Genomic DNA, 14,754 nt, shown 5'->3' with positions numbered 1-14,754 from the left:
TCTGCTTTTTTCGTGCGTTAGATGATGATGATTCCAAGTAATTGCGCTCAGTTTATGATCAAGCAATAGCCAGAGAATCTTTTGAACCTGCTGACTATTAGATTAAAGGGCATTCTTGCAGTGATTCATTGCTTCATGGATGAGTATGTTTGCCAACGATGTAGAAATGCCCAATTCATCTGCAATCATCCGATGCGTATACCCATGTATCCGATAAAGCTCAAATACCCGTTTTGTGCGCTCCGGAAGCTTAGCTAACGCTTCTGCAATTAACTCGAGATGTTGACGATTGATTGCATGAGTCTCCGGTGTTCCTGTCAGAGCTGGCACCTGCAACCCTTCCTCGTCTGTTCCAAAAAGCTCTGACTCGAATACATCACGCCTATAGTGATCGATAGCCAAATTGCGTACGATCTGAAATAGATAGGCCAATGGCTGCCTAACTTTCTGCGTAACTGCCATCCCAGTGATTTTGATATAAGCATCTTGCACCACATCATCTGATCGTTCCCAGTCACCCAAAATTTTATACGCTGCCCGGAGTAATTGGGTGCGATTTGCGATAAATAAGGTGTTTAATTCATGAGACCATTTTTCTACTGGCATCATCATAAGTCTTGATATTCTTATTGTAATAATATTAATGAAAATAACTATAATAATTATTTTCATTTAAATTTTTGTATCATCGTTTCTAGCTACCCATTCTTATTTAAATGAATATCCTAGAAAATTAATAATATGAATGAAATTTAATGATCACTTACTAATGCTTTCTGCCAACAACTCACAAGTATCAGCATTCAAACTTACTTGGCCTAATGACAAGCGGATAAGTGCAGAAGCAAAGCTAGCAACTCCTTTGCCTTTGAATAACAAGCAAGGCTTACTATGACGTTTGCAAAGACGTTTTAACTGATAATAAGCAGCATGGCTGACGCAATCTGTAGGGCAAATCACTGCATCAGCACTATTGATCATTTCTGGTAAACGAGAAAGCGCATGTTGCTGGCCACCATCATGGTAAGTTAAGCGGATACCCATCTGTTCCGCCAACATACGATATTGCGGGAGTTGGGCAATACGCCCACCAACACAAACTACGCAGCAATCCTTTAGTTGGGATGTATCATGAGCATTCGGATGATTACAAGAATCCTTGCAAGAATTATCGGATAAAAGGAACCTTTCCAGTGCATCACGTTCGGTGGTCAGTACTTTACACTCATCAATCAAAGCTGCTATTTGGTTATGAGCATCTTGCAGTAATTGATCGAGATTACCAGCTTGATGAGCGACAGTTTTTAATCGCTCATTTTCCATGGACAATTTCATCAAACGCTGCCCCATTTCAGTCATGGTTTTACCAGACTCAATTGCAGACAGACGGGCTTTTAACGCGACGATCTCTTTCTGATTATGACGTAAATGCTCGCTTTCAGCCAAAGCCTCCTGAAACCGCAGGCGCAATTTTGCTTCGGTGCGCGAATGATGTTGTTTCTGGAGTTCCATCGCTGTTTCTAATTCAGCATACTCTTTCTCGAGCTGAGCTAATCTACGAGTATCAGCAGCCTGATTTGCTCCCATATGGTGAGAATGCATATGCATATCCGCATAGATTTTTCCTCTGGTATCATCGCTAATTCGTTTGTGCGTCAGAGCGGCCCACAAAGCGCCTGCAATTTCTCCCTGTACAAAACATTTCTTCCACAGGTCGAATACTGCAGCATCTGTTTTAGCAGCTTCGAAACGAGTAAGCGCTGTCTGATACTTTGAATCGAGGTACTTCTGAATCGCTTCGGAGGCGGGGTTACTTGTAGCTACACAATTCACCGCTTCGACATGCATTAAAAATACATCGGTTATCGACGCTTCAAAATGAAACCGCCGGGCAAAACGTATTAACTCATCTTTCGACAAACAGGTGCCCACAATCGGGCAGCGGTTAGCTTCTTTAAGCTCCCAGATTTTGCTGCGTTTGATTGGCGATAATTCAGTTTCAGTTTCAGTGTTTGATTGGGGGATAGGAGCCAAAATCTGATTGTCTGCCAATAAGGGGTCAGCTATTGGCAGTATCGGCAAGAAAGGTGCATTCATAGCAAAGCCTTCTCCATTCGTATTCGTTACGTACTCAAGTAAAGCAGAAAAAGAATGATGTTCGAGAAATGCGCTCCCAGTTCAAGCAGGTGCGTACCCAGCATCTAATCGCCCACCCATCTGATAACGGGCTATATATCGCTTTACGAGATTAGATGTAATTGCGCATGCAGTTAGTTGTTTAATTAAGCAAACTGAAAAGCGTAGACTTGAAGTTTGTGAGAAATGACACCCTCTGCTCTCAATCAGCCCTGATTTTTTATCCATAAACCCATCTCCTGGTCATTGAAATAATGGCTGGCTGACAAGCAATATGCGCTTTGTTGGCTGGCTAAATCAATTTCTTTTTAATGAAGAATCAATAAGATTGCGTTAATAGTAATATGAGTGCTCGCGCCCCTTTTATTTTTAAATCATATTTGACGTTAACATCAAATTCAAATCATTCTTCATGATTTGCAAATAATAATCATTATTATTTGCAGTGTAAATAATATTTATCGCTTATTTTTCTGAAAATAAATTCAGGAGCTATCTTGCATAACACAAAATCTTGAAAAGCAACCTGGCTTATACCCTCCTCTAACAGATTTGTGAGTGAACACAAGTACGCCAGGAAAGATTGAGTTATGCTGGTGCTCTCTTTATTCTTGATTACTTTCTATCAGAAAATAATAAAACTGGAGCTGAGGATTTTTATTGCCTAACTTGATTTTTCTGATCTGACAGACAGAAACAACAGCTCGATTCATTCTCCTTGTTTTATGAGATTAAAAAATTACAAATAAGTAACCCATAATGCAAATGCATATAACTTCGAATGTTAGAATTAATTCTTTTTTTAAATTTTGCAGCGCGCACACTGAGACTTTATAATGCAATGGAACCGTAAAATGCTGGATATCTCATATATTAAAGCGCTCACATATACTTATTCTCTTTGCCAGAAGTTTTTATAATGCGCCCCATACTGGACATCGCCGCAGCACTTGATCTTCACCCAAATGTACTGATGTGCTATGGCGAGCATATGGCAAAACTTCGGTTAAATGCCTTACCAAAGAAAGAAGCTAAGCCAAAGGGAAAAATCATCCTGGTTTCAGCGATTAATCCCACTCGTAGTGGTGAAGGAAAAACTACTGTTTCAATCGGTCTGGCACAAGGTCTTGCGCGCATCGGTCAGCGTGCAGCACTTGCCTTACGCGAACCCTCGCTGGGGCCTATCTTTGGCGTCAAGGGAGGCGGTACCGGTGGTGGCCGTTGCCAGCTCGAGCCTTCAACACGCATCAATATGCATTTCACGGGGGATTTGCATGCCATCGGCGCCGCACATAATCTGCTGGCTGCCTTACTGGACAACGCTATCCATTTTCGCAGCGAACTCGATCTGGAGCACCGCCAGGTTTTTTGGCGCCGTGTGCTGGATGTGAATGACCGCGCCCTGCGTCAGACCGTGATTGGACTAGGTGGACGCCTTAATGGTGTCCCGCGCGAGACCGGCTTTGACATCACCGCAGCTTCAGAAGTCATGGCCATCCTCTGCTTATCTGAAGATCTCGCTGATCTAAAGGCTCGTCTGGGGCGTATTCTGGTTGGATTTGATCGCGTGGGCAATGCGGTCACAGCCCAGAGCCTTGAGGCAACAGGCGCAATGGCAGCTCTGCTGCAGGATGCGATATTGCCGAATCTGGTGCAATCCACCGAAGGCGTGCCCGCTTTTGTGCATGGCGGGCCATTTGGCAATATTGCCCATGGCTGTAATAGCGCGATCGCTACCAGGACCGCCGCCTTCTGCGCGGATTTTGCCGTGACAGAAGCGGGTTTTGGTTTTGACCTGGGTGCCGAGAAATTTTTTGACATAAAATGCCGCAGCTCTGGCCTATGGCCCAGTGTAGTCGTCCTGGTAGTGACTGCCCGCGCTTTAAGAATCCATGGTGGCGGTGACCCGGCCTCCCCCGGCCCCATCCAGGAAATCGAACGGGGCTTGGCACACCTGGAGCATCATGTTCATAGCGTACGCGCCTTTGGCTTTGAGCCGGTCATTGCCATCAATTGCTTTGAAGGTGACACCCAGCAAGAACTGGCTACCATCGAAAAAGGGTGTACCCAGCTTGGACTCACTGCCGCCCTCTTTAGCGGTTATACCGATGGAGGCGCTGGGTCTGAAGCGTTAGCGCATGCAGTCATTGCTGCCGCCGCTCAGCCGACACCGCCTGTACGTTATCTTTATGATTTGGATTCTCCTCCTGAAGAGAAGATCGCCGCCGTCGCTCGCACTATCTATGGCGCTAGCCATATCGAGCTCAGTCGCACTGCAAGAAAGGATCTTGAGCGGGTTCGCTCACTTGGTTACGATCAACTCCCCATCTGTATCGCCAAGAATCATTTGTCATTGAGCGGCGACCCAACTTTAGGGAGTCATCTTAGTAAATTCACATTGCCAATTGAATCAGTGCGCATCGCTGCCGGCGCCGGTTACCTACTGGTACTGACCGGTGACATTGTCACTATGCCTGGGTTACCGCATGATCCGGCTGCACATCGAATTGATTTGTCTGATGATGGGGAGATTGTGGGAATTTGACCGCTGCCCTGTCTTGTTGTGCATTCCTGAAAAAGCTTTTCTCTCAATCTCAGAGGTGCATGTTGCCAAACAGTAATTGGTTAAAATTACTTCCTAAATAAATAAGGTAATCCCCCGGCTATGCCGGGGGATTACCTTATTTATTTAAAGTACATTGTATAACGTTAAAGTGAGCAGCTTGCACAGCTTTTCGTGCAGATCCGCTCCATTGCCGGGTTATGCCTTGGTTTCACCAATGACCTTTGCAAGTGCAGCCTTTGCACCACGAATCTTTCTATCGCGCTCCTTGCGTTCCAGCTTCTCATCGAGGATGAGTTCGATTCCAATCCGTAGCATTTTAAAATATGAAAGCCCATCTTCTTCCGAAAGCTCATGGCTTCCCTTGCTGAGCAAGGAATACATCTCCGGATGTTTAACCAGGAACGAAGGCAAGTGTTTTTCCAGGAGTGCAATATTTCTATGTTGGTCGCCGTTCGAAGGTTACCGGCTTACTTTGTAAATTATTGACTCTGTACAGTGTTTGCTGTTTTCATCTGCCACAAGCCGTTGATCGATAAAGAACAGGAAATCCTTACTATGGACATTGTGCCGGGTGCATTTAGCATAAACTCGGGCAGTCCTTGTGGGTCTGCGACCTGGAATGCCGATTCACGTCTGCACTGGTGCAGAAGCTGTCGTAAGTACCACCAAAATACAGAAGGTCAACAATTTTCCGGGCCTGCTCGCCCTCGAAAATTGTCTCTGTATAGAGCGGCATGCTAAAAATGAATTCAAGATGCGTAAGAAATGCGTTCTTAGTCATGGAAACAGGCTTAATCGAAAAACATAACGTGGAGCTAACCGGACTGCGTGGCTTTCACGCAGCTCCGGTTGAGCACAGGGTTATACGCTGACGGCAAAACTTTCACCATTTGGGAGATTGAATACCCCCGATTCTCCATAAATAACAGCGATACCCAGTGACTCAATAAAATATTGAGTATCAGTTGATTTACAACTCGAAGGTAACACCAGATAGAGCTTGGTCTCTGAGTGCCCATACCGATATTTGTAGTAATAAATTTGCCCTACCGCAGAATACACCTGAGCTGATGGAAGAGCCGATGTTTTAACTTCAAAAATCGCGTTCGCGCGCTGCGTAACTTTATCAACTATGGCTACATCAACGTGTACATTGTTGGTGACAAATACGGATTTGTTCGAGGCAATAGCCTTTCCAAGGAACACCATTAACTGGTTGCACAATGGCCCGTGTAGATATTCATACTCATTTTTTGGTCCACCTCCTGCCGTCTTCTTGCCTTCAAACTCTGCCCCCTTTCCCCAATTATAAATAGAGGTTAACGACGAGCTAGACACAACAATTTCCGGCTGTTCTTCAATCTCTTTATGTGCTTGCTTTAGTTCTTGTACGGCTGCTACAAATGTCGCTATATTGTTTGCGATTGTAGAAGAAGCGAGTGAACAAACTGGAATAACACTGGCAAGCTTACCCATATCGCTTATTTGAACGAGCCACTTATCAAAGTGAGTAAATGTAAATTCGCGTTTGATTTGACCTCTGAACGAAGTGAACGAGCCGCGTGAGCAGAGCCAGTATTCGTTGCCTGACTGGACATATAAACCGGAAACCTTCCGATCATGCTCTATTGGGATATTTATCTCAACATCTGGCGATGGGGGACCTTGCTCTCTCGTAAACCGGATTAGGTGAGGAACTCGCGTATCCCAAGATTCAGGAACACCAATTTGAATTTCACCTAGATGCGTATTGATTGAGTAGGTAGGATAGGTAGCTCTCTCCCCATTAGGAAATCCCCATACCATATCCTCCAAGTTGGAAGCAACCTCCTGCAATCGTTCGCGAAAATTTCTTACGGCTCGTGAATTTTCTTCTTTTGTCTCTAATGCGCGCATGCAATATATCCAGACCTATAAAAAGTAATTATATAGTTTAAGTATATCTTCCATGCTTTTGGAATTAATAGCAGAAAATTGTTACGCTTGTCATATTAACTAGCTTTATATCATACCAAATGAAGTGTTGTGCAGCTCTGCAGATCATGAAAGTATTAGCTGTCTCATATTATTTGGCTAGATATAGTAGATTTACTGAGAGAAATTGAGTGGATGATTTTGGCAGAAAGCAACCATTTAAATGATGCGAATTTAGCGAGGATCAAAGTGAATTATTCCGTATACTTGTCATTCTCCTACTCTCTCAAGGTTTTTGACAACATTCCAGGTTTTCAATACATCCCAATCACAGTATGAATTACTTCTATCTTCACCAAAGGCAATCACATGCGCGCAGTTTTTCTTGATTTCGGTTCCGTCACCCGTGGTGATATCGATTGTACAAAGCTGGAACAGGCCATTTCTCCGTGGCATTATTATGAAGATACCGCCACAGAACAAGCTATTGAGAGAGTCAAGGATGCGGAAGTCGTTGTCATCAATAAAGCCCTGCTGGACCGTGCTGCATTATCATCTGCAAACCGCTTGAAATTGGTCTGCATTGCCGCTACCGGTTATAACAATATCGATCTCACAGCCGCGTCTGATTACAATATTCCTGTTTGTAATGTACGCGACTATGCCACACCTTCTGTGGTAGAGCATGTTTTCATGCTCATACTCAATCTTTCACGCCGTTTTATTGAGTATCAGCATTTGGTCAAGAATGGAGATTGGCAGAAAAGCACCTATTTCTGTCCGCTTGATTTCGGTATTGAAGAGCTGTCAGGCAAAACGCTCGGGATAATCGGCTATGGTATGCTAGGAAAAGCAGTAGCAGAAATAGCCCAGGCATTTGGCATGCAACTGTTGATTGCTGAGCATAAGGGCCAGCCTGCCCGCCCAGGGCGTACGGCATTTGATGAAGTGATCAGTCAATCAGATTTTATTACCCTTCACTGTCCGCTTTCAGACGCAACACGCAATCTGATCAGTCAGAGAGAATTTGAGCTGATGAAGCCATCCGCCTATCTCATTAATACGGCACGCGGTGGCTTAGTGAACGAAGCCGATTTACTAGCAAGCCTGTCTTCTGGCCGCATTGCTGGTGCAGCCACTGATGTTTTGCAAAATGAACCGCCTGTTGCAGGCAATTTATTATTGGAGTACCCGCAGCCCAATTTGATTATTACCCCGCACATTGCCTGGGCCAGCAGAGAATCCCGACAGCGTTTGCTCGATCAGATTGCAGACAATATTCATAATTTTTTCCAGAATAAACCATTTAATCAGATCAAGGATGCATTAACCTCACGCCATAGGCATGATCAATAGCTTATTTCTCAAGGATAAATTCAACCTTATCTGATGGGAGTAAGCTTATTTCCTTGATTCCAGCTGATAATCACTTTGCGATCATGGCCGCGCTGTTTGCCATTGCCACGCTCGCGCTACTTGCGGAAAAAACCCGTGTGGGCGCGCTGCTAACCAGCGCTGTCATCGCGATACTCGCTGCTATCATCGCAGCGAATGTGAATATCATTCCCCATACGGCTCCTGCTTACGATTTTGTCTTTGCCTATTTTGTGCCTGTGCTGATTCCGCTCTTTCTGTTCAAGGCTGATCTCAGGCGGCTCTTTTTTGAAATGACGCGCATGACGATGGCGTTTTTGCTAGCGTGCTTCGGCACTATCAGCGGTGCAATCGTGGCTGTACTGTTGCTCGATCTGTCCTCACTCGGAACAGGAGCGGCAATTGATGCTGCTTTGCGTGAGCCTGCGATTGCTGGGCTGTTTACTTCCACCTACATCGGCGGTTCAGTCAATTACGCAGCCTTGGGGGAAATCACTCGGCTGCGTGAAGATGCCTCATTTTTCTCATCGGCCACGGCTACGGATAATCTGTTCAGTGCGTTGTACCTGGCCATGCTGGCGGTGCTGCCAAGTTGGCGCTGGCTTGCGCGACGCTACACTCCCCGCACTCACCATATCGCAAATTCAGAGCTCGAGCTGGGGCACCCTACTCCATTGACTTTGGCTATGTCTCTAACGCTTGCACTGCTGGTTGTGGCCACTGGGGATGCGTTAACGAGCCGGTTAGCAATTCCAGACTGGCGTTACGCAATGATCACGCTGCTGGCTGTCATGCTTGCCACCTTATTTCCCAAGCAAATGGCACGGCTGCATGGTGACTTTGAACTGGGCATGCTTTTGTCGTTGATATTCTTCGCAACCATCGCTGCAGGCGCCAATGTTTTGGCCATGATTCAAATTGCACCGCTGCTGATCCTGTTAGTAGCCATTCTTCTGATCGTACATGCGTTGATCACTTTCGGCTTCGGCAAGCTGCTCGGATTTTCATTACCAGAACTGGTTACCGCTTCCAATGCGGCAGTGCTCGGTGCAACCACTGCGCCCGCCTTAGCCGCCGCCAAAGAATGGCGCGATCTGATCACCCCTGGCGTGCTGGTAGGGGTTTTGGGTTATGCATTAGGAACCTTTGCCGGTACTGCGGTATATCAATTCTGGTCTTGGATTGTGAGTTAATTCTATTTCCAAATCAAACCTGGTTTGGTCAGTTTCACCTTGCTGTATTATTGGCCCTGTCTGCAGCTCGCCTTCGCGTTATATTTGATTTGGAAATGGAAGGAAAAACTGATACTGCCCTTCGGCTGGCTCAGGCCGAACGTTACTATTGTAAATGCTATTCCGGCACGCTCTCCTCATAATGTGGTTAGATCAGTTAAATAAGATTAAGGTTAGGAATTAATCATAGGCTGCTACGGTCATATTGATTGCTATTGTTAATCTGCCATATAACAGGAGGCGCTATGGCACAACAAAGTGAAACAATTGCCTTACCCAAGCCTAGTTTAACTGGCTCAACCTCTCTTGAGGCGTTACTGGCAAAACGTCGTTGCATCCGTGAATACTCAGTGACTACACTCAAGTTAGCCGAAATTGGACAATTACTATGGGCAGCACAAGGGATTACCCACCCGCAAGGGTATCGTACTGCACCATCAGCCGGCGCCTTGTATCCACTGCAGTTGTACCTGGTCGTGAGGGCGTTGGAGGATCTGGCTCCAGCTGTGTATGGTTATGATCCTGATCGGCATCGTTTAGTATGGATGCAAGAGGGTGATCGGCGCAATTTATTGGCGAGCGCTGCCTTAGGTCAGGAGTGGCTGGCCAATGCGGCTGCCATCGTGGTATTTGCTGCCGATTATAAGCGTACTACTCATAAATATGGAGAGCGCGGTAAACGTTATGTTCATATGGAAGCAGGGCATGCAGCGGAAAACCTGTTTTTACAGGCCAATGCACTGGACTTAACTACAGTGATCGTCGGCGCCTTTGATGAGGAGGAGGTTGCTAATGTATTGGACCTACCGACGCAGGAACAGCCGCTTATCCTGATGCCGATCGGCAGGAAATAATCATTTTCCCTCATAATCTTATCGTACCGCATCCAATGAACGCTCATTATTCGGTAATGTCTATTCAGTTGCAGAAATATTGCCATGACAAGTCTTTCACTGATCGCAACAGAAGCTCAGGAGCTGGTCAAGCAATTACCTGAAGCGCAGCGCCAAGCATTACAGGATGCCCTGGTTGAACTTTGTGAAGCGCATTGGCAGATTCTGCGCGGACCACAACCGACGACACGATTGGCACAGACACTGTGGTTAATCACTCCACCACTAGCAGATTTGCTGATCGATCTATACACCACAGGGGATACACGATTGAATGAGGTATTGCCATGTTATGATTTAGCAAGAGAGCTCGCGCTCCTTGTTTTGGCGGAAATCCAGCATGGTAATGAATTTGGCGTGCAGATCGCCCATGAACCGATGAAGGCATTCGAAACGGTATCGCCACCTGTTGCATGGCTTAATCGTATCGCTGCATTGCTGCGAGGGACGCTCGACGCACCCACTCTGCATCACCATGAGCGACATGATGCGCTGCGGAAAGCCCTGGCTGTGATCACCTCCCATACCATGCGCCTTGATTTGCCTGCAGTGCTACAAGTTGTTTATTACCTCACGAAATCTCCGGTTCAATCTGATGACGCTAGCGACGCAGCATTGGAAAAATTGCGCCATGATGTGGAGGATGCCGGTATTCACTTTTTAAAAATTAAAAATAACTTGATTCACTTTGAACAACACCATCATCCTCACAAACCTGTACGTGCCAGGCAATTAGGTGAGTTATTGTTGGAAATCAGGCAGCAGTGGTTCAAGTGAATAAGGAAAAATTAGAATACCCAAAGCTATATTTTCTTCACGAATTCTGATTTCAGCTTCATAGCACCCATACCATCAATTTTACAGTCAATGTTATGATCGCCTTCGACCAGGCGGATGTTTTTGACTTTGGTTCCCACTTTAACTACCGATGACGAGCCTTTAACCTTTAAATCTTTGATAGCGGTGACAGTATCACCATCTTGAAGAATATTGCCAAACGCATCACTAACAATCGTTTCATTATCGATAGGTTCCGTTATCGCTTGCTGTGCCCATTCATGTGCACACTCCGGGCATATATACATATTTCCCTGTTTGTAGGTATATTCTGAACCACATTCAGGGCACTTTGGTAGATCTGTCATGTTATCTGGCCTTCCGTTGAGTCACTCTTATTTGAGCTTTACTGGCTTGTCTGTCTGATCAGTTTAACCGGGATAATTGATCAGCTTTTTTTAGTATGGTTGGAATTCTATAGATGCCGCACATGGAAAGAATATACCATTTTGCAGCAGAAAGCGCTTCGCCTGCACTTGTAATATAGAGCGGCTGCTTGCTTTTCCCTCTGTATAACGCATAGGTTTCGCTAATGCCAGCAAATCGTTTTTTAGCCACACCGATCACCTTCACTTTACCCTGCAATGCATCGTATAGATGCTTACTCAGACCGGGCTTGGCATTCCCGTCTAAATATACATAACTATCAATCACAATGTATTCTGGCTGTAAGCCGTGTTCGCTTAACAGCTTGAGAATACCAGGGAGCTCCCGTTGATAAAACTGTCCAGGAACATAGTCACTCACCTGCTCGACCCTGGTAATATACCTCTCGTCTGGCTCAGCATCAGTCCACCATTTAAAGGCAACCCCTGCAACCAAACCATTATGGTTGTCGTAATGAACGTCTACCGCTAATATCAAAGTTATCTATAGTTAATATTGCCAAGTAAAAACTGCTGCTAGAAATACTCATATTTGGGCTATTCTGTAACGGCTAATCAAATATTTCTCAGCTTCAACTACCAAAAATACCAGCCCACCAAATAACATCACTTTAGTCCAGGCAGCAGGATCAATTGCCGCTGTACCGAACAATTGCTGCATCAAAGGATGGTAGGTAAACAAAAGCTGAATTACTACCAAGCCACTAATAGCAAGCAATACATAAGGGTTCCCAAATAATCCTTTATAGGATAATGCTGGCGTCAGCAGGTAACGGCAATTGAATAAATACCAGATCTCTCCCATTACCAGTGCATTGACAGCAATAGTCCGGCACGTTTCAACACTGCCACCTTGCGCCTGTTCCCATAAAAACAACCCAATCCCACCGCTGGTAAGAACCAGGGACACAAAGGCAATACGCCACATCATGAATCGTGACAGAATAGGTGCACTTGGGTCACGCGGCGGACGCTGCATGATGCCTGATTCTGCTTTTTCAAAAGCAAGGGACAGTGAGAGGGTGACTGCAGTGACCATATTGACCCATAAAATCTGCACAGGAGAAATCGGTAGTGTCATCCCAAGCAGAATGGCAATGACCAGCATACCAGCCTCACCGCCGCTGGTGGGCATAATATAAATGATGGTTTTTGTGATATTATCGTATACCCTCCGGCCTTCCTCCACCGCATGCGTAATTGAGGCGAAATTGTCATCCGTAATCACCATCTCAGATGCTTCCTTGGCGACTTCAGTGCCTTTCTTGCCCATCGCCACTCCGATATCTGCGCGCTTCAGGGCAGGTGCATCATTCACACCATCACCCGTCATGGCCACGATCTCACCGTTAGCCTGCAATGCCTTCACCAATCTGAGCTTGTGCTCTGGATTGGCGCGCGCAAAAACATCCGTTGTGTTAATCGCCTCACGCAATTGCGCGTCATTCATCTGATCCAGTGCAATTCCGTTTAATGCCATCTGACCATCCCCAATGCCAAGTTGCATACCAATTGCCTGTGCGGTGGCGATATGATCCCCGGTAATCATTTTGACGCGTATGCCAGCTGATCGACATTTTTGCACTGCCTCAATTACTTCTTCCCTCGGTGGATCCATAATACCGACTAGACCAAGTAAGATAAAATCATTACCTATATGATCGAAAGTCAGCGTCATCTGATCTTTTTCAGCAGCCTTGACTGCAATGGCCAGTAGCCGCTGCCCCAATGCGGCTGCTTCCTGCATCTTGGCCTGCCAATAACTGGTATCCAGCGGACGATCGCCATCTATGCTTCGTTCCTTGCTGCAAATCGTCAAAATTTCTTCAGGTGCACCTTTGAGATAAATATAGCCATGCCCTGCATGATTGTGATGTAAGGTCGCCATAAAGCGGTGCTCAGATTCAAAAGGAATGGCATCGGTACGCGGCAGTGATTGATGTTCGAATGAGGGATCCAGCCCTGCTTTTAAGGCGAGCGTGATCAGAGCGCCTTCAGTTGGGTCCCCCTCAATTGTCCAGTTGCTCTCGTGTTCTCGTAATTGCGCATCATTGCACAGCAGCCCTATTCGAAAGAGCTCAAGTGTCTCGGTAAACTCATTCGTGAGAAGCGCGGTACCTTGCATACTGAATCCTCCAACAGGTGCGTAACCTACTCCGCTTACTTCTATTTGATAATCAGCTGTAATTACGCGCTGCACCGTCATTTCATTACGCGTCAGCGTCCCTGTCTTGTCGGTGCAAATGACGGTTACCGCGCCCAAAGTCTCCACTGCCGGTAAGCGGCGAATAATGGCATGCCGCTTGGCCATCATTTGCACTCCTAACGCCAGCGTAATGGTCATAATGGCCGGCAGCCCTTCCGGAATGGCGGCAACAGCAATACCGACAGCAGCCATGAACATCTCACCTAAGTGATAATCACCTAAAATCAGACCATAGCTCAGCATGCCAATAGCCAGAATGATCACCAAACCACTCAGCCAGCGTCCAAATATCGCCAGCTGTCTGAGCAAGGGAGTTTCAATGGTATCGACATGTTCCAGCAAGGTGCTGATGCGTCCTATTTCAGTTTGATTACTGGTAGCTACCACAACCCCTACACCTTGGCCATAGACAACCAGAGTACTCGAATAAGCCATGCACAGACGATCTCCGATCGTTACCTGTGCTGGCACGGCTTCGGTTGTTTTTTCTATAGCCTCGGATTCTCCAGTTAAGGCAGCTTCTTCGACACGCAAGTTTTTGGTGCTGAATAAACGCAAATCAGCAGGTACCTTTTGACCGGACTGCAATAATACAATATCACCAGGAACTAATTCCTCTGCACGAATTTGTATGCGCTTGCCATCACGCATAACCACCGCATCCAGTGAAAGCATTTGACGTATCGCGTGCAACGCTTTTTCGGCTTTACCTTCCTGGATAAAGCCAATCAATGCGTTGATGAGCACCACCCCGGCAATCACAGCCATGTCGACCCAGTGATCCAGCAACCCGGCAATCATGGCTGAGGCTAACAGCACATAAATCAGCGCATTGTGAAATTGCAGCAAAAAACGGCTCCATGCACTTCGTTTTCGCGATGGCTTAAGCCGGTTGAGTCCATACTGCTTGAGCCGCTGCTCTGCTTCCGTCTGCGTAAGACCATGACGGCTGGTTTTAAGGATTGCCATCACTTCATCGGCTGTTCGATGATGCCACGCAATCTCTGAATTACGTTGAGGTGTCAGCAATTGTTTTATCTCCTATTGCATTTCCAAACCAAAAATGATGCGAAGGCAAGCCGCAGACAGAATTAATAATACGGTAAGGAATAGCTGAGAATGCCAGGTTGGATTTAGAAATGGAATGAGTTAATTTATTCTTCAAATTGTGCTAATTTACATATTATTATGTACTCTGAAACCATTACAC

12 protein-coding genes are annotated in these 14,754 nt (G+C 46.0%); 5 read left to right on the top strand and 7 right to left on the bottom strand.

Annotated features, from left to right (window positions below; translation table 11 throughout):
- Positions 1–102 precede the first annotated feature (102 nt).
- Both BM283_RS06400 and BM283_RS06395 read right to left on the bottom strand, forming a co-directional pair.
- Positions 103–612: an RNA polymerase factor sigma-70 gene (locus BM283_RS06400; protein ID WP_254776227.1), complete on the bottom strand. Its 510-nt coding sequence runs from the start codon at positions 610–612 to the stop codon at positions 103–105.
- Positions 613–759: 147 nt separating this feature from the next.
- Complete coding sequence (locus BM283_RS06395) at positions 760–2,097, bottom strand: DUF2325 domain-containing protein (protein WP_090691022.1); 1,338 nt, start codon at positions 2,095–2,097, stop codon at positions 760–762.
- Between the two features lie 958 nt (positions 2,098–3,055).
- On the opposite strand from BM283_RS06395, the gene BM283_RS06390 reads away from it, so the two are divergent.
- A complete protein-coding gene (locus tag BM283_RS06390; RefSeq protein ID WP_090691019.1) occupies positions 3,056–4,681 on the top strand; it encodes a formate--tetrahydrofolate ligase in 1,626 nt (541 codons plus the stop codon).
- A 216-nt stretch (positions 4,682–4,897) separates the two neighbouring features.
- Here BM283_RS06390 and BM283_RS06385 read toward each other — a convergent pair whose 3' ends face one another.
- Together BM283_RS06385 and BM283_RS06380 are read right to left on the bottom strand one after the other, a co-directional pair.
- Positions 4,898–5,113 (bottom strand): hypothetical protein, encoded by a 216-nt coding sequence (locus BM283_RS06385; RefSeq protein ID WP_090691016.1) that lies wholly within the window; start codon positions 5,111–5,113, stop codon positions 4,898–4,900.
- A 450-nt stretch (positions 5,114–5,563) separates the two neighbouring features.
- Positions 5,564–6,598 (bottom strand): hypothetical protein, encoded by a 1,035-nt coding sequence (locus BM283_RS06380; protein ID WP_090691013.1) that lies wholly within the window; start codon positions 6,596–6,598, stop codon positions 5,564–5,566.
- A 387-nt stretch (positions 6,599–6,985) separates the two neighbouring features.
- Between BM283_RS06380 and BM283_RS06375 the strand changes: the two genes are divergently transcribed.
- From BM283_RS06375 to BM283_RS06355, 4 genes are all read left to right on the top strand, one after another.
- Positions 6,986–7,972 carry a 2-hydroxyacid dehydrogenase gene (locus BM283_RS06375; RefSeq protein WP_090691009.1) on the top strand — a complete coding sequence of 329 codons (987 nt, stop codon included), beginning with the start codon at positions 6,986–6,988 and terminating at the stop codon, positions 7,970–7,972.
- Positions 7,973–8,025: 53 nt separating this feature from the next.
- A complete protein-coding gene (locus tag BM283_RS06370) occupies positions 8,026–9,183 on the top strand; it encodes a DUF819 family protein (protein WP_217646456.1) in 1,158 nt (385 codons plus the stop codon).
- Positions 9,184–9,467: 284 nt separating this feature from the next.
- A complete protein-coding gene (locus BM283_RS06360; protein ID WP_090690998.1) occupies positions 9,468–10,076 on the top strand; it encodes a SagB/ThcOx family dehydrogenase in 609 nt (202 codons plus the stop codon).
- Positions 10,077–10,160: 84 nt separating this feature from the next.
- A complete protein-coding gene (locus BM283_RS06355) occupies positions 10,161–10,892 on the top strand; it encodes a hypothetical protein (RefSeq protein ID WP_090690994.1) in 732 nt (243 codons plus the stop codon).
- 26 nt (positions 10,893–10,918) lie between these two features.
- On the opposite strand, the gene BM283_RS06350 is transcribed toward BM283_RS06355, so the two are convergent.
- The 3 genes from BM283_RS06350 to BM283_RS06340 are packed head-to-tail and all read right to left on the bottom strand — an operon-like array spanning position 10,919 to position 14,573.
- Positions 10,919–11,260, bottom strand: coding sequence for a zinc ribbon domain-containing protein YjdM (locus BM283_RS06350; protein ID WP_090690992.1), 342 nt, complete (start codon positions 11,258–11,260; stop codon positions 10,919–10,921).
- A gap of 58 nt (positions 11,261–11,318) precedes the next feature.
- On the bottom strand, positions 11,319–11,816 hold the full coding sequence (locus BM283_RS06345) for an endonuclease V (RefSeq protein WP_090690990.1): 498 nt from the start codon (positions 11,814–11,816) through the stop codon (positions 11,319–11,321).
- 48 nt (positions 11,817–11,864) lie between these two features.
- Positions 11,865–14,573 carry a cation-transporting P-type ATPase gene (locus tag BM283_RS06340; RefSeq protein WP_302848277.1) on the bottom strand — a complete coding sequence of 903 codons (2,709 nt, stop codon included), beginning with the start codon at positions 14,571–14,573 and terminating at the stop codon, positions 11,865–11,867.
- Between the last annotated feature and the right edge of the window lie 181 nt (positions 14,574–14,754).

The sequence above is a fragment of the Nitrosomonas sp. Nm34 genome (genome assembly GCF_900113925.1).
In the GTDB taxonomy this organism is placed as follows: Bacteria; Pseudomonadota; Gammaproteobacteria; order Burkholderiales; family Nitrosomonadaceae; genus Nitrosomonas.
This window is presented reverse-complemented; position numbering and strand designations above follow the sequence as displayed.

Coding starts and splice junctions, on each gene's coding strand:
- BM283_RS06400 (WP_254776227.1), bottom strand. CDS start 612: ATGATGATGCCAGTAGAAAAATGGTCTCATGAATTAAACACCTTATTT.
- BM283_RS06395 (WP_090691022.1), bottom strand. CDS start 2,097: ATGAATGCACCTTTCTTGCCGATACTGCCAATAGCTGACCCCTTATTG.
- BM283_RS06390 (WP_090691019.1), top strand. CDS start 3,056: ATGCGCCCCATACTGGACATCGCCGCAGCACTTGATCTTCACCCAAAT.
- BM283_RS06380 (WP_090691013.1), bottom strand. CDS start 6,598: ATGCGCGCATTAGAGACAAAAGAAGAAAATTCACGAGCCGTAAGAAAT.
- BM283_RS06375 (WP_090691009.1), top strand. CDS start 6,986: ATGCGCGCAGTTTTTCTTGATTTCGGTTCCGTCACCCGTGGTGATATC.
- BM283_RS06360 (WP_090690998.1), top strand. CDS start 9,468: ATGGCACAACAAAGTGAAACAATTGCCTTACCCAAGCCTAGTTTAACT.
- BM283_RS06355 (WP_090690994.1), top strand. CDS start 10,161: ATGACAAGTCTTTCACTGATCGCAACAGAAGCTCAGGAGCTGGTCAAG.
- BM283_RS06350 (WP_090690992.1), bottom strand. CDS start 11,260: ATGACAGATCTACCAAAGTGCCCTGAATGTGGTTCAGAATATACCTAC.